Source organism: Marinobacter sp. MBR-99 (genome assembly GCF_040547575.1).
GTDB lineage: Bacteria > Pseudomonadota > Gammaproteobacteria > Pseudomonadales > Oleiphilaceae > Marinobacter.
Genome location: NZ_JBEPPY010000011.1, coordinates 124,535 through 147,220, shown reverse-complemented (window position 1 = coordinate 147,220; position 22,686 = coordinate 124,535). Strand labels below are relative to the sequence as shown.

Here is a 22,686-nt window from a genome sequence, read left to right as displayed (position 1 = left end):
CGCCCGGATACCAGCCTGAAGACGGGAACCGCCGGAATCTCTTTCAGCAACACCAGCTCGCCACTGGCAAGCTGGTCTCGTAAACGGGCAGGGGTAAAACTGGAGCTCGAAAGGTAGCTGGCCAATTCCCTATCGGAGTATTGGTCCCAACCACCCTCGATCATCAACGCTTCATGAAGCGCAAGCGAGTGCGGGTCGGCTATTTTGGTCACATCCGTGTATCCACAAGGTGTTAATCGGCACAATCCATGCCTGAAGTGTTGGCAAATGTACCGGAATTGCCGTGCAAGTCCAAGTCTGCATCGAGTATGTTTATGGAATCGACATGGGCCTAATCTGTGTCGATTTTTCGGTGTTTTTTCGACATAGCGCGGTCTTGGCAGACTCTGCATACACATAGAATTTCTTATTATCTATGCATGTGACCTTCGATATGCATAGGAAAACGCGGTTTCCTTTGCATATTCACCAAGACATGTATAAATTTCTTGTTTTTCTATACATGAATTAAGAAAGGGACTTTTGTGCTGCCAACATTACCCCTAGAACACCTGGAACAGTGGGAATCCCGTGCCGTGCTGAAAAAAGCGGCAGAAGCCCACCGCTACCTGGCGGAACTCAAAGGCGTGGCAGCCACCATTCCCAACGAAGAAATACTGATTAACACGCTGACCTTGCAAGAAGCCCGGCACAGCTCTGAAATCGAAAACATCATCACCACCCAAGACGACCTTTATCGGGCTGTGGTGGCCGATGAAGCCAGTGTTTCGCCAGAAACCAAAGAAGTTCAGGACTACGCCACGGCATTGCGGGCAAGTTTCCGAAGCGTTCGAAAGTCACAGCTAATTCGCCTGAACGACATTCTGTTAATTCAACAAACCCTGGAGAAGAACCGGGCAGGCCTGCGCAAGCTCCCTGGAACGGCTCTAAAAAACCAGGCCACCGGTGAAGTGGTGTATGAGCCGCCCCAGTCAGCCCGAGAAATCGAGGACTTGATGGGCAATCTGGTGGCCTACATCAACGATGACGAACTGTGCGATGCCGATCCACTGGTAAAAATGGCAATCATTCACCACCAGTTTGAAAGCATTCATCCGTTCTACGACGGCAATGGCCGCACAGGGCGCATCATCAACATGCTGTATCTGGTAGCGAAAGGCCTGCTGGATCTACCGGTGCTTTACCTCAGCCGTTACCTGATTCAGACCAAAGCCGGTTACTACCAGGAATTACAGGCCGTGCGAGATACCGGCAATTGGAAGCCCTGGTTACTCTACATGCTGGAAGGTGTCAGCCAGACGGCTCAACAAACCATCGCACTGATTGGCCAGATTCGGGAGCTGATGCAACACACCAAGCACCGAATGCGGGACGAATGCCCGAAGATCTACCGCCAGGAGCTGCTGAACAACCTGTTCAATCATCCGTACACCAAGATCGAGTTCGTGATGGAGGACCTGGGCGTCAGCCGAATCACCGCAACCAAGTATCTGGATGAACTCGTCAGCATTGGTCTGCTGGACAAGACCAAGGTAGGCCGCAGCAATTTCTACATCAATTCACCGCTGATGGCGCTGTTCCTTGAGCGCGCCTAAAGACAACCGGAAGCACCCATGACCAACAACGACATCGTCCAGAAACTCTGGAACCTCTGCGACGTTCTGCGGGACGACGGCATCAACTACTCGGATTACGTCACCGAACTGGTGCTGCTGCTGTTCATCAAAATGGTGCACGAGAACACCCAAGCCGGCACCCTTAAAAAACACCCGTTGCCGGAAGGCTGCCGCTGGAGTGACCTCAACGGCAAATCCGGCATCAACCTGCTGAACGACTACAAACGCATCCTGCTCAGCCTGTCCACCGGCAAGGACGGCGACGGCACGCTGGTACATGACGACCCGCTGATCAGCGCTATCTACGCCGACGCGCAGACCCGCCTGCGCGAGCCTCGCCACCTGGAACAGATGATCAAAACTCTGGACCAGATCGACTGGTTCAGCGCCCAGAAAGATGGCTTGGGTGACCTGTACGAGGGCCTGCTGGAGAAGAACGCCAACGAAACCAAATCCGGCGCCGGGCAGTACTTCACCCCCCGCGCCCTGATCAACACCATGGTCAACTGCCTGAAACCGCAACCCGGCGAGCGCATTCAGGACCCGGCCGCAGGTACGGCGGGCTTTCTGATTGCCGCCCACGAATACATCAAAAGCCAGACCGATGACCTGTACGAACTGAGCGACAAGGACAAAACCTTTCAGACCACCAGGGCCTACGTGGGCATCGAACTGGTGCCCGGCACCCGCCGTCTGGCGCTGATGAACTGCCTGCTGCACGGTATGGAAGGGGACGCCGAGGGCGTTGTGCACCTGGGCAACGCTCTGGGCCAGACCGGCGCAGGGCTGGAGAAGGCCGACGTGATCCTCGCCAACCCGCCCTTCGGCACCAGCAAGGGCGGCGATGCCAGCATCACCCGGGACGACCTGACCTACAAAACCAGCAACAAACAACTGGCCTTTTTGCAGCACATCTACCGCAACCTCAAACCCGGTGGCCGCGCCGCCGTGGTGCTGCCGGATAACGTGCTGTTCGAAGCCGGCGTCGGCACCGATGTGCGCCGGGACTTAATGAACAAGTGCAACCTGCACACCATCCTGCGCCTGCCCACCGGCATCTTCTACGCCCAGGGCGTGAAAACCAACGTACTGTTCTTCACCAAAGGCAGCACAGCAGACAAGCACCAGGAAGAAAACTGCACCGAGAACGTCTGGGTCTACGACCTGCGCACCAACATGCCCAGCTTCGGCAAACGCACACCGTTTGGCGACCAGCACCTGAAACCGTTTGAAGATGTGTATGGCGAAAGCCCCAACGGCGACGGTGAGCGCAAGGAAGGTGAATACAGCTTCCATTCCGAAGACATAGAACTGCCCGAACACAGCGACGAGAACGAAGGCGTGGACCCGCGCCTGGCCCACAGCCGCTGGCGCGGCTTCAGCCGTCAGTGGATTGCCGAGCACAAGGGCGACTCACTGGATATTTCCTGGCTGAAAGACAGCGACAGTGTGGATGCGGCCAATTTGCCGGAGCCGAGTGTGCTGGCGGGTGAGGCGATGGGAGAGTTGGTGCAGGCGCTGGGCGAGCTGGATGTGTTGATGCGTGAGTTGGGGGCTGAGGAGGAGGCTGATGGGGCTAGGGTTTTGTTGGATGATTATTTCGGCAGGGGGCTAAGATGAGCAAAAGCTTTGCCCCAGAATACTGGCACACCACCACCCTTGGGTCAGTCATAGAACTAACCTATGGTAAATCTCTACCCGCAAAAGTGAGAGACGGCGTATCGTTTCCCGTTTTCGGTTCAAATGGCGAAGTCGGCAAACACAGTATTCCTTTAGTGACGAAGCCTGGACTCATCGTCGGAAGAAAGGGCTCATTTGGCGAAGTACATATTTCAGAGGAGCCTTTTTTTCCTATCGACACTACATACTACGTCGATAGTTTCCATGGTCAGCCAATTCGTTATTGGTTTTATCAGCTTCGGTTTCTGCCTCTAAACCAGCTGAATAGGGCTACTGCAATTCCCGGCTTAAACAGGGAGGATGCATATTCTCAAGAAATAACGCTCCCACCGCTCGCCGAACAAAAAGTCATCGCCGACAAACTCGACACCCTGCTGGCCCAGGTGGAAAACACCAAAGCCCGCCTCGAACGCATCCCGCAAATCCTCAAACGCTTCCGCCAGTCCGTGCTGGCTGCAGCGGTGAGTGGGCGGTTGACGGAGGAGTGGCGTTCAGGTGATAACCCCGAACGGAACTTCAAGAAGCTGGGGGAAGCAGGAGTAGAGGTCAAGACCGGCCCATTTGGCAGCGCTCTCCACAAATCCGACTATGTGAATGGCGGAATTCCAGTCATCAACCCGATGCACATATCAGAAGGGATCATTAGGCCTTCCGATTCCATGACGATTTCACACCAAAAGTACAATAGTCTTGAAGCTTGGCATCTTCGCAAAGGTGACGTTGTGGTTGGCCGAAGGGGGGAGATGGGGCGGGCATCTGTCGTCGAGAGTGACGAGCCTCAGCTATGCGGTACAGGTTCAATGATCTTGAGGGTTAGCGAAGACGCACTGCCCAAGTATCTTGAGATCATTCTTAGATCGCCAACTGCTGTGAGCTATTTCAATTCCGCTTCCGTGGGATCAACCATGGTCAATCTCAATCAGAAGGTTATAAAAAACCTTGAGGTTTACTTCCCCTCACTGAGTGAGCAAACCGAAATCGTCCGCCGAGTAGATCAACTCTTCGCCCACGCCGACCGCATCGAGCAACAGGTCAACAACGCGCTGGCCCGCGTCAACAACCTCACCCAGTCCATCCTGGCCAAAGCCTTCCGGGGCGAACTCACCGAGCAATGGCGCAAGGACAACCCGGAGCTGATCAGCGGGGAGAACAGTGCGGAGGCGTTGCTGGAGCGAATCAAGGCGGAGCGGGCGGCGGTGAAGCCGGCTAAACGGATACGGAGGAAGACCAATGCCTGACTTGGACGATCAACAATTACCACTGTTTTCCGATGATTCATCGGCGGAGGCCAAGAATGGTAAATATTCCGGTGCTTCAGCCAATGCGGTGGCAACTCCATTCAGCAAATACATTGTCTACGTTGATGAGAGTGGGGATCACAGCATGGGCAAGATTGACCCCCAGTACCCGTTGTTCGTGCTCGCGCTCTGCGTTTTCCATAAACGACACTACAGTGAAAAGGTTGTGTCCGCCCTGGAGAAGTTCAAATTCAACCACTTCGGCCATGACCAGGTCGTCCTTCACGAGACTGAAATCCGGAAAGAAAAAGGCGCTTTCAATATTTTTCGTAGCCGTGACGAAAAGATTGAATTTCTCGATGAGCTGACAGAGATCATCGAGTTCAGTAACTTCATTCTGATCAGTTGTGTCATCGACAAGCGTCACCTGAAAAGCCACGGCGGCTCTGATAGCAATCCTTACCACATCGCTCTGGGCTTCTGCCTTGAAACTCTCTACGAATTCCTGGAAGAGAAACATCAGCACGAAAAGAAAACTCACGTTGTTGTGGAGTGCCGGGGCAAAAAGGAAGACAACGAACTCGAACTGGAGTTTCGGCGCATTTGTGACGGCTCCAACCAGTTGAACCGTCAGCTGCCGTTTGACGTGCTCTTTTCCGACAAGAAAACCATGTCTTCCGGCCTCCAGCTAGCCGACCTCGTGGCCCGGCCTATCGGATTGAGCGTGTTAAAGCCCGACCAGTCAAACAAAGCCTTCGAGGTACTGAAGAAAAAGTTCTATTGCGATGGCGGAAGGGATTGCGTGGGGCAGGGTTTCGAGGGTATGGGCCTGAAAATTTACCCGCCTTTAGAAAGCGAAAAGCCCCGGTGAAACTCACCGAGGCTATAACGCCGACCGGGCACCCCCAATCCACTTGGCAAAGATTATAGTCACGCCTGTTGCACCTGGCAACACCAATCAGTAGGTTTGCATATCCGCCCATTCCAAACCACCAATTGGCTGGAGCGGACCGGGAACCCCCCAATCGATTTGGTCTAAATGGTAGTCATAAACCAGAAAATCGACAACCACATCAAAGACGAAGCGTCGGGATATTCGCGATCAGGCCGTTACTGACGTCTCGCCCCCAAGGAACTCGGCTACAGCGCCGTCAGGATTCTTTGCTTCAACGATCTGGCCATCGGTTTGGAAGCCGCGGGTAAGCAAATTCTGCTCTCGCCACTGGTTGCCGTTAACGCCTATCGCGATAGCAATACCCAAAGCAATAATGTTGGTAACCAGATTGGCCGTCTCCGGGGGCATGATGAAGCCCAGAAGGAAACCAATGCTAAAGCCGCCAATCAGAATCAGCGCAGCCATGCCCCATATTTTCTTGACCAGCGCCCAGAATCCGCCAAAACAGAATCCCGGCCAAGACCAGCCCTGTTTTACCGCTTCTTGTTGGCCAGAGGGGTGCGTGAAGATTTTGTACTGCTTCATATCCTTATCCTTTTAATGTCTTCCATGTTTGAAAACCAAGGCTTCAACCAACCTCGGTCTGGCACTCCAAAGTGCCGGCGGAATATACAGTTGGCACTCCGTGTGAATCAACTCCAAAGCCCAACGCTGTGAGCGGCATCAAGAATTTGGCGCATCACGACTCACTGCTCCACCACAATCAACTCCCCAAGCTCAAACCCCTCCGCCGCAGCCCGCGCCCTGAACGCCTCCAACACCTCCTTACTCACCTCCGGCGTGCGCGACATCAGCCACAGGTAGTTTCGGTTGTAGCCTGTGATATAGACCGTGGAGTAGTCTTCATCCAACTCGAACACTACGTAAGACGCGTAAAACGGCCCGAAGAACGACACTTTCAAGTGACCCACATCGCTGTCACCCACAAACTTTGTCCGGCCCTGGGCTTCTTTCCACTCGCCCTTTTCTGCGTTGTAGCCGCGGTTGATGACCTTAATGCTGCCGTCGTCGTTCGGGATGTACTCGGCGCTCACCTGGCTAAGCCCGCGCTCGAAGGAGTGGTCCAGCCGGGCGATCTCGTACCAGGTGCCAAGGTAGCGGTCCTGGTCGAAGCCGGTCACCGGCTCGATGTCTTTAGGCAATCCGGTACAACCGGCCAGCAACAGGAGTAGGGTGGTGAGCAGGGCAAAGGATTTCATCAGGCGCTGTCCTTAGTTCAGGGAGTTACACAAACAACCATAACAAAGCGCCGGCGAAAACACTGCTGTGATTGCCTGAGCTCTGAACTGCGGAAAGCGACGTATACTGAACCTCAACCAACCACGGAGAACAGGCATGATCGGATACGTAACCATCGGTGTCAGTGACATGGGCAAAGCCAAGCAATTCTACAGCGATCTGCTGGGGGAGCTGGGCGGCAAGGTGTTGCTGGATATGGAGCGCATTGCGTTCATTGGTGAGAGCATGGCCAAGCCCATGTTGGCGGTGTGCGTACCGTTCAACGGTGAGCCCAATCATCCGGGCAATGGCAACATGGTGGCCATCCCGGCGGGATCCAAAGAAGCTGTGGATAAGTTTTATCACAAAGCCATTGAACTGGGCGCAACCTGCGATGGGGAGCCTGGGCAACGTATTCCGGATATGTTCTACGGCGCCTATGTGCGGGACCCGGACGGTAACAAGCTGGCGTTCTTCGAGTTCGGCTAAGCGTGCAAAAGGCCCCACATCGGGGCCTTTTTACTGGTTACCCCGTATCGCTGGAGAACCACCAGCCGGGCAGTAAGCGCTTTACTGGGTGCTGCAGAAACCGGTCATCAATCAGCCAGATCACGCCCCGGTCTTCGGGGGTGCGGATCACGCGGCCGGCGGCCTGGGCCACTTTCTGTAGGCCAGGGATCAGGTAGGTGTAGTGGTAGCCTTCACCAAAGCGTTGCTGCAGGCGGTCTTTGAGGATTTCGTGCCAGGGGTCGAAGGGCGGCAGGCCGAGGGTGGCCACGAAGGCACCGATCAGCTGGTCGCCAGGCAGGTCGATGCCTTCGCTGAACACGCCGCCGAGTACCGCAAAGGCGACACTGCCTTCGGGCTTCTGGAACTCTGCCAGAAACTGCCTGCGTTGGTCCGGGCTCATGCCCGGCTGCTGGGAGCGCTGGGGGATGTCCGGTGCCTGTTCCGCCAGCGCATCACTCACCTCTTTGGCGTATTTGAAGCTGCTGAAAAACGCCAGGTAATGGCCGGGGCGTTCCCGGTACTGTTTGGCAATCAACTCAGCAATAGGCTGCAGGCTTGTCTCCCGGTGTACCTGCCGGGTGCTGATGCCAGGGGTGAACTGCACCTGTAATTGCTCGGCGCTGAACGGGCTGGGCAGGGAGGTGAAGCGGGCGTTTTCCGGCAGGCCAAGTAGATCCCGGTAATAAACGCCGGGGCTGAGGGTAGCGGAGAACAGCAGTACCGAGTGGGCGGCCTTGAAGCGCTCTGTCAGGAAATCCGCCGGGATCAGGTTCTGGATGGTCAGGCTGGCCCGTCCCCGGCCGCTGAGCTGAAACTCACACAGGGAATGGTCACCGAAGCTGTCTGCCAGTTTCATAAAGGCCACGCTTTCGAACATCACTTCCTGCAGGGCCAGGTCCGGTGGGTTGTCGGCCAGGTAGTCTGTAATCACGGAAACCATGGCCTGCAGTGCCCCCAGCAATTGCGGCGGCAGAGTGGCCAGGAACACCGGTTGCGCCTGCTCGCCGTGGTCCCGGATCAGCGCCTGCCAGGCCCGGGCGGTGCGGTCCAGGGCCGCTTTCACCGGTTTCGGCGCGGTCTTCTTCAGTTTCAGTAAGCGCTGTTGCTCCAACTGCACCGAATACATGCCCCGGGCACGATCCACCAGATTGTGGGCTTCGTCCACCAAAACGCCCGCCCGCCAGTTGTTCTGGCGAATAAGGCCGTGCAACAGGGCAGACTGGTCGAACAGCCGGTTTACATCACCGATCACCAGGTCACTCCAGCGGGCCATTTCCTGGGCCAGAAAATACGGGCAAATGTCGTGAACGGCGGCTATTTTCGCCAAATTCTCCTGATTTAATGGCTCTTTGCTCTGAACTGCTTCGGCCCGGGCGTCGGGCAGGCGGTCGAAAAAGCCTTTGGCCAGGGGGCAGGACTCGCCGTGGCAGGCTTTGTCCGGGTGTTCGCAGGCGTCGTCTTTTGAAACCAACTCCAGAGTGCGCAGCGGCCAGGGTTGCAGCTCATTCTGGGCCTGTCGCAACCTATCCACCGCATCCAGCGCCAGTTGCCGGGCGGTGTTGCGGCACGTGAGGTAGTACAGCCGGTCCTGCCGGGCGGCAGGCATCGCCATCAGGGCCGGGAACAAGGTGCCCAGGGTTTTGCCCAGGCCGGTGGGCGCCTCCAGCAGCAAGGTGCCGGCTTTCACCGAATTCTTGTACACCGTCTCCGCCAGTTGCCGCTGCCGGGGACGAAAATCCGGGAAGGGAAAGCGCAGGTTAGCGAGCAGGGCATCGCGCTGCTCCCGATGGTGCTCTTCCTGCTCGGCCCAGGCCTTGTAAAGGCCACACAGGGTTTCCAGTTCCTGCCAGAGCTCGTCGGCCTTGGCGGTTTCGGTGAGTACGGTTTCCTTGTCCCGGCCGGTGTCGTAATACACCAGAGCCAGCTCCACGCTTTTACGGTTTTCCTGCCGGCACAACAGGGCGCCGTAGGCTCTTAACTGGGCCCGGTGCAGGGCGCGCTGGTGGGGGCGAATACGTGACACATCGCCCCGGTGGGTTTTGATTTCTTCCAGCCGGTTCTTGTGCGGATGGTAGCCATCGGCTCGGCCGGATAGCGCCATTCCCATAACGTTTCCGGTAAGTGAATACTCGCTTTGATAGCCAAAGCCGCGTTTTGACTGTATCGCCTGGTGGCCAGCAATGCCCTCCTCGCTACTGGGGGCCGGGGTGTAGCGGAAGTCCAGATCGCCGTGTCGGGCGGCGAATTCACACAGGGTTCGCACGGCGACTTTCACAGGCTTGCCTCGTTGTCCTGCCAACGCACATAACAGACGCTGGCCGGGATACCCTGCCTGGCGAAGAACTGAAGCCAGCGAACCTGGTGGTCCTGCAGGCGGTCGCCGGGGCCTTTCACTTCGATCATTTCATAGCGCTGTTCGGGTTGACCGGCGTCCGGCACAAACCGGATCAGGTCCGGGAAACCACTGCGGTGTTCCTTGATGTTGTTGAGCAGGCGGCGGAACAGGGCATCCAGATGACCCGGGGGAATGCAGTGCAGAGCCAGTTCCAACAGAGCTTCATCCAGCACCGGCCAGACCACGAAAGGGTTGGCAATGCCCTGCTTGGTCTGAAAGGTGTCGAGAATGTCCCGGCGATGGGCGCCGGTTTCCAACAAACGGAAACGTTGCTCGAATGCCTGTTGGCGCCGGGCGACAAAATCGTCTCGGGCCAGGTCCGCCGGGCCGATATGAAACGGATGGAAGAAGGCGCCAGGCAGAGGCTTGAAGATCACCGGCCAGCACAGCAGCCCGAACAGGGCGTTGATCAGGGTGTTCTCCACATAGAGCACCGGCGCGTCATCGGTGCCCAAATGACGCAGGGCCGCCAGCTCCACGGTGCCGGTGCCTGGCTTGGGCAAGGTCAGGGTGAATTCTCTGAGGGTGGGGTTATCCACAGGCTCGGGCTTGTCCGCCCCCACCTTGGGCGCCAACCGCTTCAGCAGGCGGTTCAGGCCCTGGGCTTCAGCGTCGGTCAGCTCACTGGTCCGCCACTGACAGGCAATGGCCCAGGCTTCATCAAAACGCTTCATACGCTCCAGCAACCGCAGCTGTTTCAGTCGCGCTTCCCGGTGGCCACTGGCCGCCCATACCTGCAATGCCAATTCCTGCTCACCCTGGCGCTCCGCCTGCCGGCCCAGCTCCAGTAACAGCCGATCCCGGCGGCTGGTGAGCCAGGGGTTATCCACAGGGCCGGGTACCTCTGCCCAGACCTCTGTGGCTGGCTCTCCCTGATCGAGCCGTTCCCGGCACTGATGCATTTGCAGGTAACCATCGACTTCCGAGCGATGCTGAAAGGCGCGAGATTCCGGGGTAAAGGGCACCGGCTCGAACTGCTGCACGCCCAGTTCCACCAGCACAAAGTCCGTCCAGCTCTGGCGCAGGTTGCCGAAAAACATCAGACGGATGCGGTCGAACAGGGCCATGTCCTGGAGCTTGACCACTTCCGGGGCCTGTCCACCGACAGCCTCTGCCAGCCACTGCCGCAGGGGCCCTGGTTCACTGAACGCTTCCGCCAGCAACTCCCGCATCTGCGCTTTTCCCAGCGTTTTCGGGTGGCCCTGTTGATGCAGCCAACCGCCAAAGACCGGCCTCAGTTCAGCCAGGGTAAACAGCCGGAACAAATCATCCAGGCTCAGCTCCGGCGAGTTATCCAGCCAGCCCTCCTGCACCAATAACTTGAGCGCTTCAGCCTCCGGCACCGGCAGTTCCGGATAATGCAGCTTGTCGGCCCGGAAAAGCTCACCGGTACGCATCACCATGCGCGTGAGTATCGCTCTTGGTCCAGTCGCCAGTTCGGCAAACGTCGCCAGCCGGGTTTGCTCCCGTTCGGTCAACAAATCTGCGTGATGATCGGCCACCCAGGACACGATGGTGTCCATATTGCTGAGGTAATACAGGGGGTCTTCAAGGTTTGCTGTTTGCGGGCGCTGGCCCGTGAATTCTGTCGTCATAGGGCTGGAACTGTAATCCATGCACAAAAATTAATCATCACACACCTTGCCAACCCTTCTAATGATAACTATTATCATTTGCATCAAGACAAGGAGGACGCCATGAAATTTCTCTGCCCGCGCCATCGCCAGATGTTTGCCCGACTCTCCATCAACGAACAGAACGATCTTTGGCTGTTCTGGATGGAATACGCCTTCACCTACTGCGAAACGGACCAGACCGAGAAGATGATCTCCGCCACCGGAAGTGCCTTTGACCTGGCCTGCCTGGCCAGGGCGGACCACCCGGAATGCATGCACGTGGAACTGACACTTTCCGCCATTCTGGTGTGCCGTGCCCTGCGGGACCGTGGTGATCACAACGCGGCAGACTACGTGCTGTTCAGTGCCCTGGAAAGCCTGCAATCTGCCGAATCGTGTTATGGCAGCCCCAGCGGCGGTTGCAGCGCCGATCAATGCATTGAGGTGCTGTTGGATACGTCCCGGCAAGCCAGCTTTTTCACAGAATACCTGAACTGGCCAGCCACGCCACTCGCCCCCCGGGGACGGCGTCCGGCAATGGTCGCTCACTAACGCTAAGGAGGGGTTATGGGAATGGTATTCAATATCCCGCAAACGTCCCGGACGAATCGGGCAGAACAAGTACCGTGGCTGGATTGGAAACCCGGTAGTCAGGTGTGTATCAGTATCGATGCCGACTGCCTGGCCAGACTGATGGCAAAAAGACAGCTGCACATTCAGGACTTTTCCTGCGTCGACGAGGCCTCAAAAAAGATTGTCAGGGGCCTGCTGCTGGATTGTCTCCGGGTACGCTGAGGTCGTCAGATACCCAGGTCCGCAGGCTGCAAGCGAACTCCGGCGATCTTCCAGGCGCCGTCGGTCATCTCCATGCGGTAATAGGCATCCCAGCGTTTGCCCTCAGGGCCTTGCAGTCGAACCACCTGAATATCAAAGCCATCATGGGGCACCCGCTGGGCAAACTCGATGGCGGTGGCGCTGTGAACGGCGGGGTAAGCCTCGCGCACCATGGCCAGAAACCCTTCGGAGGTGCCGAATCGCCGCTTGATCCCTTCTGAGGCATACTCCCAGGCTTGTGCCTCGTCGTCGTTGGCAAACGCCTCTATCTGACTGAGGATGGCATCCCGGATATCGGCATCCGCGTCGTCCGCCAGCGGTCTGGAAGACCACGCAAGAACCAACACCAACGCCACGGCGAGCGCCAGGATGATGCCCGTTTTGATGTTAACGCTGCTTAGCCTCATGACGGCCACCCATACTTTGTTCAACTTTTAATCAATACGATACCGCTTTGTCTGTGGATTTATCCAATGCAGATGGTCATTAATTAACCCGCCCATCGTTTTCAGTCGTATCAGTTATCACGACAACAAAACCAATGGAGACTGCCATGCAGATGACCGAGCTTGAACTCAGATCTCACAAACACGACACGATTTCATTGCTGGAGCTGGTCTCCATGGAAGGGCGTTATTACATGGCCAGGTTCTACCTGGACGGTCAGGGTTATGTTTTGAGCGACCCATACGAAAAAGCCGTTCTGTTCACCGGGGCTTCAGCCGCACGAGACTTCTTCCGGGAGTTTCATGTGGAGACTGTGGAGATCATTCCGCCTACCGGCACCGACGAGATGATCGGCATGCCGGATAGCCACGGTGAAACCATGAGGGTGCCGTTATAAGCGAGCAACATCCGCCAACTGAGCTCCCTCACTGACCTCCCGACAACCTGCGACACAGGTTGTCGCCCCCGCCATCTATAATTCCCTGCGTTCTGCCGTTACAGACTGTCCGCATCTGTGGTCACATACGGTAACCTGTACCCTCAGGACTGACCCGAACACCAGACAAGGAATCCCATGGCGGCTGCACCCTCCATCGAACCCGGCTTTCACGCCATCCATGCCAACCACCTGGAAGACCTGCGCCGCGCCGTGGTCTACATTTGCCGTCAGAACCCTATGCCGCCTCTGCAGAGCGAAACCTTCCTGGTGCAGAGTAACGGCATTGCCCAGTGGCTGAAGCTGGCGCTGGCAGAGAAACGCACTGAGGACGGTGTGGAAGGCGGCCTCGGCATTGCTGCCGGTATGGATTTCCTGTTTCCAGCGCGCTTTATCTGGCAGGCCTACCGGGCCGTGTTGCCCGACGGCGAAGTACCGGAGCAATCCCCCTTCGACAAGCGCCGGCTGGTATGGCGACTGTACCGGTTGCTGCCAGCTCTGGTGGGGCAGGATGAGGCGTTCACGCCACTGGCGCGATTCCTGGATGGCAGCGACACCGACTTGCGCAATTTCCAGTTGGCGGAGAAAGTGGCCGACCTGTTCGACCAGTACCAGGTGTTCCGGGCCGACTGGCTGGCGGCCTGGGAGCAGGGCAAGGATGTGGTGATTACCGCCCGGGGTGAGGAGAAAGCCGTGGATGCGGAAACCCGGTGGCAACCGCTGCTCTGGCGCAAGCTGGTCGAGGACGTGGGCAGCGAGGCCCACACCAGCCGCTCGCAGATTCACACCCGCTTTATGGAGCAGGGCCAGCGCATCAGCCAGCCCGCCAATCCGGGCCGGTTGCCCAAGCGCATTGTGGTATTCGGGGTGTCATCCTTACCGAGGCAAGCGCTGGAAGCGCTTTACGTGCTCAGCCGGTTCAGCCAGGTGGTGCTGTGTGTTCACAACCCCTGCCAGTTCTACTGGGCCGACATCATCAGCGACCGGGAGCTGTTGAAAGCCGAACGCAAGCGGGGCGCTGCGCACCCGGTATTGTCACAGATTGACGACCCGGATCAGCTGCACCAGCACGCCAATCCCCTGCTGGCCGCCTGGGGCAAGCAGGGCCGGGACTACATTCGCCTGCTGGATGAATTCGACAACCCGGACGACTACCGCGCCAGTTTCCAGACCCCGGGGCAGAAAATCGACATCTTCACCGACCATGGCGATGTGGATAACCCCTGCCTGCTGCACCAGTTACAGAACGATATCCACAACCTGACACCACTGCAGGAAATCCGCCAGCAGCAGCGCACGGTGGATCTGGCCAGCGACCGTTCGGTGGTGTTCCACGACGCCCACGGTCCTCAGCGGGAAGTGGAAATCCTGCACGACCAGCTGCTGGCCGCGTTCAATGACGATCCGACGCTGCGGCCGCGGGACGTGATTGTGATGGTGCCGGACATCAACGTGTACGCACCCCACATCAAGGCGGTATTTGGCCGCTATTCGCCCGGGCGCAAGCGCCACATTCCGTTTACCATTTCCGACCAGGGACAGCGCTACCACGAACCAGTTCTGATTGCCCTGGAAACCCTGATGTCGCTGCCCCGAAGCCGCTTCGGCGTGAGCGAAATTATCAGCTTGCTGGAAGTACCCGGCATTCGCGACCGATTTGATATCAGTGAAGACGACATTCCCCTGGCCCGGCGCTGGGTGGAAGGCGCCAACATACGCTGGGGTCTGCACGGCCAGCATCGGGAGAGCCTGGACCTGCCGGCAGAGCTGGATCGCAACACCTGGCAGTCCGGCCTGCGGGCCATGTTGCTAGGTTACGGCATGGGCGATGACGAACCCTGGGGCGGGGTAGAACCCTATGGCGAGATCGGCGGCCTGCAAGCCAGCCTGGCCGGGCGCCTGGGCGAGTTCGTGCACCAACTGGAAACGCTTTGGCAGGCCCTGCAAACCACCCGCACCCCGGAGCAATGGGAAGCCCTGTTCTCCACCATGCTCGAGCAGTTTTTCCACAAAGTGGAAGGCCAGGACCTGTTATTACTGAACCGCTTCCGCCGCCAGCTCGAGCAATGGTTGGAAGACGCCCTGGCCGCCGGGCTCGACCAGCAACCGCTGCCCCTGAACATTGTCAAAGACGTGCTTCTGCAGGGCCTGGATGAAGGCGGCCTGAACCAGCGTTTCCTCGCCGGCAAGGTCAACTTCGCCACCCTGATGCCCATGCGCGCCATTCCGTTCCGCAAGGTGTGCCTGCTGGGTATGAACGATGGCGACTACCCCCGCTCCCGGCCACCGGTGGATTTCGACCTGATGGCCCAGGACTATAGGCCCGGGGACCGTTCCCGCCGGGAAGACGACCGCTACCTGTTCCTGGAAGCCCTGCTCTCTGCCCGGGAACAGCTGTACATCAGCTGGGTGGGGCGCAGCATCAAGGACGATTCCGAACGGCCCCCCTCAGTGCTCATCGGCCAGTTGCAGGACCACCTGGACAGCCTGTGGACGGTGGCGGGGCAACCGGATCGTTCCATTACCAAAGCCCTGACCACCCAGCACCCACTGCAACCCTTCAGCCGGAGCTATTTCCCGAAAGCCAATGGCGTCGGCGAAGGCGAAGAAGCCCAACCCAAGCCGCTGGCCGAGGTGTTGCAGGCCCGTGGCCTGTTTACCTACGAGCGGGAGTGGCGCAGCGCCCATGCGGTGGATAACTCGGAACAAGGCCGGGAAGCCCTGCCATATCAGCCCCCGGAAGAACCCATCAGCCTGAACGACCTGGCGAACTTCCTGAAAAAACCCATCGACACCTTTTACCAGCGCCGGCTGCAGGTGCGTTTTGAAGACGTGGAAGACGACGACACCGACAACGAGAACTTCGACCTGAACGGCCTGGACCGCTGGCGCCTCGACAACGAACTGATTCAGCAGGGTGTCGTCAAAGCCGCCAGCGAAGAAGAATTGCACGAACGGCTGCAAACCACCCTGGACCGCATGGCCCGGCGGGGCGACCTGGGGATGGGCGTCACCGAACATCGGCTGCGCACAGAGCTGGCGGGCCGGCTGCCAGACCTGTTCGAGCGCTATCGCAGTACCCTGGCCGAGTGGCCGGAAGCGGTGGCCGAACCCTTGCCGTTCGAGTTTCGGTATTCGGATAGCACCGGCGCGGTTGAGGTAGTGGATTTAATCGACAACCTGCGTTGCAACCCCGCAGGGCAGCTGTGCCGGCTGGTGATCGCCAGCTCCGGTCTGCTTACCGGTTCCGGCTACTCAAAAAAGGTCCGCTACGCCAACCTGCTGCGGGGGTGGCTGATTCACCTGGCCGGCCAGCTCAGCGGCCAGCCGTTTGAAACCCTGATTCTAGGCAAAGAAGAAGGCCGCAAGTTCCACTTCCCGGTGATGGCTCCGGAGCAGGCACAACCGCATTTTGAAGCCATTCTGAGCCACTGGATGGAAGCCACCACCCGGGCCCTGCCGATTCACTGTGAGGCCGGTTTCGCCTGGATTACCAGTTACTACGGCGGCAAGAAATTCATCGGCGACCACGAACGGGCCATCAGTGAAGCAGAACAGGCCTACACTACGGCCCTGGAACGGGACACCGGCTACCTGCTAGGTGCCTTTGAAAGCCCCGAGCTACTGCTGGCCAGTGGCGAGTTTGAAGCCCTGCTGCACCAGCTTTATGTGCCGCTGTGGGAAGCTGAGCAGGGCAAGTCAGCGGCGGAACAGATCGGGAGCATGGAATGACCGACCAGATGACCAATCACACCCCCAACCTGGACCCGCTGGCCCTGCCCCTGAGCGGCAGTGCCCTGATCGAAGCCAGTGCCGGCACCGGCAAAACCTTCACCATCGCCATCCTGTATGTGCGCCTGGTGCTGGGCCATGGCCAAAGCGAAGACAGCCCGCTGCAGAACCTGCTGCCGCCCAACCTGCTGGTGGTGACCTTTACCGATGCCGCCACCAAGGAGCTGCGAGACCGCATCCGCACCCGGCTGACCCAGGCCGCCGAGGTATTTTCCGAGGCCGCCGACTCACTCGAACCCACCCCGGAAACCGCACTTATCCACAAGTTGCGGGATGACAGTTACCCGGACCGGGCGACCTGGCCCGACTGCCGCAAGAAACTGCTGCTGGCCGCCGAATGGATGGACGAAGCCGCGGTATCCACCATTCACGGTTTCTGCAACCGTATGCTCAGCGAACACGCCTTCGACAGCGGCAGCCTGTTCAAGCTCAGCCTCGAAACCGACCAGAGCGAACTGCTGGACGACGTAGCCCGGGACTACTGGCGCACCTTTGTGTACCCGTTGCCGCCCGCGCTGATGGACGAAGCCCTGAGCCACTGGAAAACCCCCACCGACCTGCGCAAAGCGGTGCGTAACCTGATTGACGACCCGGAGGCCCTGGGCACCCCGCCCCAGAGTGTGCATCAGGCCATCAATCAGGTAGTCAGCGAGCGTCTGGCAGGGGCCAATGAATTGAAGTCACACCCTTGGGCTCAGTGGCAGCAGGAAGTCACCGACCTGCTGATCGATCTGAACAAAAGCAAACGCCTGCACGGCGGCAGCAAGAACGCCATGCTCAAGGTGTGGGAATTCCTGCTCGCCTGGGCCGAATCCGATGACCTGCTGCCGGAGAAGCTGGACAGCGCCGCCGGTTACAAGAACCAGACCCCCGAGGGCCTGGACAACATACTGAAAGGGGACGGCCCGGCGCCCCATCACCCGGCGTTTGACGCCATCGAAGCCTTGCTGGACTTCGGACAGAATCAGCCCAGCGCCAAGTCCGATATCCTGCGGCACGCCAGCCACTGGATTGCCGAGCGGCTGGAAGCGGAAAAGCAGCAGCGTTCGGAAATGGGCTTTGATGACCTGCTCACCCGACTGGACGACGCCCTGCACGGCCCCCGGGGTGACCAACTGGCCGCCACCATCCGCCGCCAGTTCCCGGTGGCGCTGATTGACGAGTTCCAGGACACCGACCCGGTGCAGTACCGTATCTTCAACCGGATTTACGCGGTGCAGGACAACAGCGCCAACACCTGCCTGTTGATGATCGGCGATCCAAAACAGGCCATCTACGGCTTCCGGGGCGCCGATATCCACACCTACCTGCAGGCCCGCCTGGGTGTTCAGGCCCGCACTTACACCCTGGGCACCAACTTCCGCTCCGCTGAGACCATGGTCAGCGCCGTCAACCGGGTTTTCGAGTACAGCGACCAACACAGTCCGAAAGGAGCCTTCCTGTTCGGCAAGGGCGACAGCACCCCGCTGCCATTCCAGGGCGTAAAGGCCAACGGCACCAAGCGGCTGTGGGCCGTGAACGGAGAGGTTCAACCTAGCCTGGCGTTCTGGACCCTCGAATCCGATGAAACCGACAAGGACGGCAACCCCAAAGGCCTTGCCAAGGGCACCGCCACCGCCGAGGTGGCCGAAACCTGCGCCAGTGAAATTGCCCGGCTGCTGACCCTGGGCCAGGCCGGGCAGGCGGGCTTTGTGCTGGCGGATAACCCGACTGACCTCGAGCCGGTGGAGCCCAAAGACATCGCCGTGCTGGTGAACAACCGGAACGAAGCGGCTGCGGTGCGGGACGCCTTGGGCCGCCGACGCATCAAGAGCGTGTACCTGTCCGACCGGGATTCGGTGCTGACCTCCCGGGAAGCCAAAGAAGTGCTGTGCTGGCTGCGGGCCTTCGCCGAGCCCCGGCAACTGGCGCTGATCCGCGCCGCCCTGGCCACACCCACCCTGGGCCAAAGCTGGCAGGCGCTGGACCTGCTGCTCACCGACGAGCTGGTGCTGGAACGGGAAATCGAGCGCTTCGAGGGCTACCAGCAGCAATGGCAAAGCCAGGGCGTGTTGCCCATGCTGCGCAGCTTTCTGATGGACTTCGAAGTGCCGGGCCGGCTGCTGCAACGCCCGGATGGTGAGCGACGACTGACCGACATCCTGCACATTGCCGAACTGCTGCAACAGGACAGCCTGCAACTGGATGGCGAACATGCACTGGTGCACCACTTCACCCAGATTCTGCGGGCCGCCGATGAAGAAGACGAACACCGCACCCTGCGCCTGGAAAGCGACGCCGGGCTGGTGAAGGTGATCACCGTGCACAAATCCAAGGGCCTGGAATACCCGCTGGTGTTCCTGCCCTTCGGCACCGCCTTCCGGGCAGAAAGCCAGAAGCAGGCGTATGTTCGCTATCACGACGACACCGGCAAGCTGGTCACCGTGTTCGATCCGACCCCGGAAGACCTGGAAAAAGCCGATCAGGAACGCCTGGGCGAAGATATCCGCAAACTCTACGTGGCACTGACCCGGGCCCGGTTCGCCACCTGGGTGGGTGCGGCGGCTGTGGATAACTGGCACAAGAGTGGCCTGGGCTATGCGATTGCCGGAACAGCGGAGCAGCCCATCAGCGAAACCCTGGCCCCGCTGGCGCAAGGCCGCCCGGAAATCCAGATTAGCCCGCTGCCGGAAGCCGAAAGCACGATATTCACCGAAACCGCCCCGGAAGCCCTGGGGCCGGCGCTGCTCTCCACCCGGGAAGCGAAAGAGGACTGGTGGATTGCCAGTTACTCCACCATCGAATACACCGGCATGGCGGGCACCGGTATTACCTTCACCGGCGAGGTGGAAGACGCCCAGACCCAGAACCTGCTGGAAGAAAGCGCCCAGGATGACACCGGGGAGGCCCCCGCCGTACCCGCCATACGCAACCACCATCATTTCCCCAAGGGCGCCGGCCCCGGCACCTTCCTGCACGAATTGCTGGAGTGGTGCACGGCCCAGGGCTTCCAGCGGGTTGTGGATAACCCCGAGCTGCTGCACGAGCAGCTGACCCGCCGCTGCGGCACCCGGGGCTGGGGCAACTGGGTGGAACCCCTGCAGCAATGGCTGCTGGCATTGATCGACAAACCGCTGAAGCTGGACCGGGAAGGGCAGCAAAACGCCAGCCTCGCGCAACTGACCAGCCTGCGCCCGGAGCTGGAGTTCTGGTTTGAAAGCCGCAACGTCAGCATCCAGACACTGGACAAGCTGGTCACCGACCACACCCTGAACGGCGCCGACCGGCCCCGGGCCGAGGCCAACCGCTTCAACGGCATGCTCAAGGGCTTTATCGACCTGGTGTTCGAACACAAGGGGCAGTATTACGTGCTGGACTACAAATCCAATACCCTCGGCGAGGACGACGCCGCCTACACCGACCAGGCCATGGGCCAGGCGATTCTGGATAAACGCTACGACCTGCAATACGTGCTCTACCTGCTGGCCCTGCACCGGCTGCTGAAAGCCCGGCTGCCGGGGTACGACTACGACCAGCACATTGGCGGCGCGGTGTACCTGTTCCTGCGCGGGGTGAATTCCCCCGGCGGCGGCGCCTTTACCGACAAGCCACCGAGGAAACTGATTGAGCAACTGGATGCCCTGTTCGATGGCGAGCCAGTTTCCGGGGAGGTGGCCGCATGAGCCGTACCCGCCATACTGACAGCCAGTTTGCCCTGGACCTGGGCGACGACGCGCCGCTTAACCAGGCGGCCACGGAATCACGGGAGGCTGTGGATAACTCACACCTGTTGACTAACCTTGACGAAACCGAGGCCCTGCTACTGCAATGGCAACAGGCCGGCTGGATTCGCCCGCTGGATACCGGCTTTGCCCGGCTGATCCGGGAGCTCAGCGAAGAGCAGGGCGAAACCCCTCAGCCGCTGGTGCTGCTGTTGGCGGCGCTGACCTCCCACCAGGTGGGCCGGGGCCACGTGTGCATCGACCTGGCCACACTGCTGGCCGATGCCGGCCATACGTTGGCGCTGCCGCCGGAAGAACCGGCCAACACCGGCCTCTCAGAAGCCGAGGTGGCCAACCTGCAAGGACTTTATCCACAGGAACTGCTGTCACGGGTTCAGTTAGCCGATTGCCTGGCAGCCCTTCAGGGTTCCCTCGCCGTGAGCGAGGGAACGGTACCGGCCCCGCTGGTGCTCAACGGCAACCGGCTATACCTGCGCCGATTCTGGCGTTACGAACAACGCATCGCCGAAGGTATCCAGCAACGACTGGCGTTGCCATCGCCCCTGGCCGTCCCTCAATCAGCCTCCGCGCAAACCCTGTCGCAGGCCCTGGACAAGCTGTTCCGGTCCACCGAACCGGTGGATTATCAGAAACTGGCCTGCGCCCTGGCCGCCCGTAACCGCTTTGCGGTGATCACCGGCGGCCCGGGCACCGGTAAAACCACCACCGTGGTGAATCTTCTGGCGGCCTTGCAGGCGGTAGCCGGGGAAAACCCGGAACGGGCAGGGCGCAAGTACCGCATTCGCCTGGCGGCGCCTACCGGCAAGGCCGCCGCCCGCCTGAACGAATCCATTGGAGGCGCGGTCAGCAAACTGCCACTGGCAGACCTGCCCGGTTCCGTGCAACTGGACGACATTCCCACCAAGGTCACCACCCTGCACCGGTTACTGGGCAGCCGCCCAGACACCCGCCAGTTCCGCCATAACCGGGACAACCCGCTGCTGGTGGATATCCTGGTAATTGATGAGGCCTCCATGGTGGATGTCGACCTGATGGCCTCGGTGTTCGACGCCCTGCCCGTCAGCGCCCAACTGATCCTGCTGGGCGACAAGGACCAGCTGGCCTCGGTGGATGCCGGCGCCGTGCTGGGCGAGCTGTGCCAGCGCGCCTTCGACGCCCACTACACCCCGGATACCGCCCGCTGGCTGGCCGCCATCACCGGCGCCCAAATACCGGATAGCCTTGTGGATAACTCCGGCCAGCCCCTCGACCAGGCCGTGGCCATGCTGCGCAAGAGTTACCGCTTCGGTCAGGACAGCGGTATTCGGCAGTTAGCGGAAGCTGTCAATACAAGTGCTATGACGGGCACCGTGATCAAACAAATCCGGGATGCTGAGTTTGAGGATGTGATCTGGCTGAATGGCGATACGCCGAAACCCGATCCGGAACAGACGCTTGAGCTGATCTGCCACCACGCCATCACCGGCACCCCGGATAGCTTCCGCAACGCCGGGCAGGGCCGGGTAGTCAATGGCAAAGCGCTGCCACCGCCGGTGGGCTATCGCCATTATCTTGAAGTTATCCACAACTCCGGTTTAACCGCCGACAGTCCCCGGGAAGCCTGGGATGCCCACGCCTCAAACGTGCTGGAAGCCTTCAACGACTTCCAGGTTCTGTGTGCCCTGCGCAGGGGCCCATGGGGTGTCGAAGGTTTGAACCAGAAGATCGCTCAGCAGCTGCTGGCCGAGAAACTGATCGACCAGACCGAAGGCTGGTACCCCGGCCGCCCGGTGCTGGTCACCGGCAACGACTACAACCTGGGCCTGATGAACGGGGATATCGGCATCACCTTCCGCGTGCCTTGGGATAAAGCCGCGAATGGCGAGCCCAAAGCCACCCTGCGGGTGGCCTTCCCCAGCGGCGACAGCACCGGCGGTATTCGCTGGATTTCCCCCAGCCGTTTGCAGCAACTGGAAACGGTATACGCCATGACGGTGCACAAATCCCAGGGCTCAGAGTTCAACCACACCTGCCTGGTGCTGCCGGACCGCCTGAGCCCGGTGCTCACCAAAGAGCTGGTTTACACCGGCATTACCCGGGCCAAGAACTGGTTCAGCCTGATCACCGGCGATGCGCAGGTATTCAAAGACAGTGTGGGGCAACAGGTGGTGCGGGCCTCGGGTCTGGCGCTTCGGCTTGTGGATAACTAGACACTGGAGCTCCAAACTTTGGCGGCTCCGGGACGCCA

The 22,686-nt window shown here is 59.5% G+C and carries 17 protein-coding genes; 11 read left to right on the top strand and 6 right to left on the bottom strand.

Going from position 1 to position 22,686, the window contains the following annotated elements; genetic code table 11:
• A partial coding sequence (locus tag ABIE59_RS11595) for a hypothetical protein (RefSeq protein ID WP_354447021.1) occupies positions 1-212 on the bottom strand: 212 nt, incomplete at its 3' end.
• Positions 213-524: 312 nt separating this feature from the next.
• On the opposite strand from ABIE59_RS11595, the gene ABIE59_RS11590 reads away from it, so the two are divergent.
• The 4 genes from ABIE59_RS11590 to ABIE59_RS11575 are packed head-to-tail and all read left to right on the top strand — an operon-like array spanning position 525 to position 5,405.
• Positions 525-1,595 carry a Fic family protein gene (locus tag ABIE59_RS11590; protein ID WP_354447019.1) on the top strand — a complete coding sequence of 357 codons (1,071 nt, stop codon included), beginning with the start codon at positions 525-527 and terminating at the stop codon, positions 1,593-1,595.
• Between the two features lie 18 nt (positions 1,596-1,613).
• On the top strand, positions 1,614-3,236 hold the full coding sequence (locus tag ABIE59_RS11585; RefSeq protein WP_354447017.1) for a class I SAM-dependent DNA methyltransferase: 1,623 nt from the start codon (positions 1,614-1,616) through the stop codon (positions 3,234-3,236).
• Positions 3,233-4,534 (top strand): restriction endonuclease subunit S, encoded by a 1,302-nt coding sequence (locus tag ABIE59_RS11580; protein WP_354447015.1) that lies wholly within the window; start codon positions 3,233-3,235, stop codon positions 4,532-4,534. Before ABIE59_RS11585 ends, ABIE59_RS11580 begins: the two co-directional genes overlap by 4 nt.
• Positions 4,527-5,405 (top strand): DUF3800 domain-containing protein, encoded by an 879-nt coding sequence (locus ABIE59_RS11575; protein ID WP_138437390.1) that lies wholly within the window; start codon positions 4,527-4,529, stop codon positions 5,403-5,405. Before ABIE59_RS11580 ends, ABIE59_RS11575 begins: the two co-directional genes overlap by 8 nt.
• Positions 5,406-5,636: 231 nt before the next feature.
• Here ABIE59_RS11575 and ABIE59_RS11570 read toward each other — a convergent pair whose 3' ends face one another.
• Both ABIE59_RS11570 and ABIE59_RS11565 read right to left on the bottom strand, forming a co-directional pair.
• Positions 5,637-6,014, bottom strand: a complete 378-nt coding sequence (locus ABIE59_RS11570; RefSeq protein ID WP_354447012.1) for a DUF2628 domain-containing protein — start codon at positions 6,012-6,014, stop codon at positions 5,637-5,639.
• 161 nt (positions 6,015-6,175) lie between these two features.
• Positions 6,176-6,688, bottom strand: coding sequence for a lipocalin family protein (locus tag ABIE59_RS11565; protein ID WP_354447010.1), 513 nt, complete (start codon positions 6,686-6,688; stop codon positions 6,176-6,178).
• 136 nt (positions 6,689-6,824) lie between these two features.
• Between ABIE59_RS11565 and ABIE59_RS11560 the strand changes: the two genes are divergently transcribed.
• Positions 6,825-7,196, top strand: coding sequence for a VOC family protein (locus ABIE59_RS11560; protein WP_354447008.1), 372 nt, complete (start codon positions 6,825-6,827; stop codon positions 7,194-7,196).
• 37 nt (positions 7,197-7,233) lie between these two features.
• Here ABIE59_RS11560 and ABIE59_RS11555 read toward each other — a convergent pair whose 3' ends face one another.
• On the bottom strand, positions 7,234-9,492 hold the full coding sequence (locus ABIE59_RS11555; protein WP_354447006.1) for a helicase C-terminal domain-containing protein: 2,259 nt from the start codon (positions 9,490-9,492) through the stop codon (positions 7,234-7,236).
• Entirely contained in the window at positions 9,489-11,207 is a 1,719-nt protein-coding gene (locus ABIE59_RS11550; protein ID WP_354447004.1) for a VRR-NUC domain-containing protein, read from the bottom strand. Before ABIE59_RS11550 ends, ABIE59_RS11555 begins: the two co-directional genes overlap by 4 nt.
• A 102-nt stretch (positions 11,208-11,309) precedes the next feature.
• On the opposite strand from ABIE59_RS11550, the gene ABIE59_RS11545 reads away from it, so the two are divergent.
• Complete coding sequence (locus tag ABIE59_RS11545) at positions 11,310-11,780, top strand: hypothetical protein (protein ID WP_354447002.1); 471 nt, start codon at positions 11,310-11,312, stop codon at positions 11,778-11,780.
• A 15-nt stretch (positions 11,781-11,795) separates the two neighbouring features.
• A complete protein-coding gene (locus tag ABIE59_RS11540) occupies positions 11,796-12,023 on the top strand; it encodes a hypothetical protein (RefSeq protein WP_354447000.1) in 228 nt (75 codons plus the stop codon).
• A 5-nt stretch (positions 12,024-12,028) separates the two neighbouring features.
• On the opposite strand, the gene ABIE59_RS11535 is transcribed toward ABIE59_RS11540, so the two are convergent.
• Entirely contained in the window at positions 12,029-12,469 is a 441-nt protein-coding gene (locus ABIE59_RS11535; RefSeq protein ID WP_354446998.1) for a DUF4864 domain-containing protein, read from the bottom strand.
• 146 nt (positions 12,470-12,615) lie between these two features.
• Between ABIE59_RS11535 and ABIE59_RS11530 the strand changes: the two genes are divergently transcribed.
• From ABIE59_RS11530 to recD, 4 genes are all read left to right on the top strand, one after another.
• Positions 12,616-12,906, top strand: a complete 291-nt coding sequence (locus ABIE59_RS11530; RefSeq protein ID WP_354446996.1) for a DUF6482 family protein — start codon at positions 12,616-12,618, stop codon at positions 12,904-12,906.
• A gap of 177 nt (positions 12,907-13,083) precedes the next feature.
• Entirely contained in the window at positions 13,084-16,677 is a 3,594-nt protein-coding gene (gene recC, locus ABIE59_RS11525) for an exodeoxyribonuclease V subunit gamma (protein WP_354446994.1), read from the top strand.
• Positions 16,674-20,399 (top strand): exodeoxyribonuclease V subunit beta, encoded by a 3,726-nt coding sequence (gene recB, locus ABIE59_RS11520; protein ID WP_354446992.1) that lies wholly within the window; start codon positions 16,674-16,676, stop codon positions 20,397-20,399. Before recC ends, recB begins: the two co-directional genes overlap by 4 nt.
• Positions 20,396-22,648, top strand: a complete 2,253-nt coding sequence (gene recD, locus ABIE59_RS11515) for an exodeoxyribonuclease V subunit alpha (RefSeq protein WP_354446990.1) — start codon at positions 20,396-20,398, stop codon at positions 22,646-22,648. Before recB ends, recD begins: the two co-directional genes overlap by 4 nt.
• The last annotated feature ends 38 nt before the right edge of the window (positions 22,649-22,686 follow it).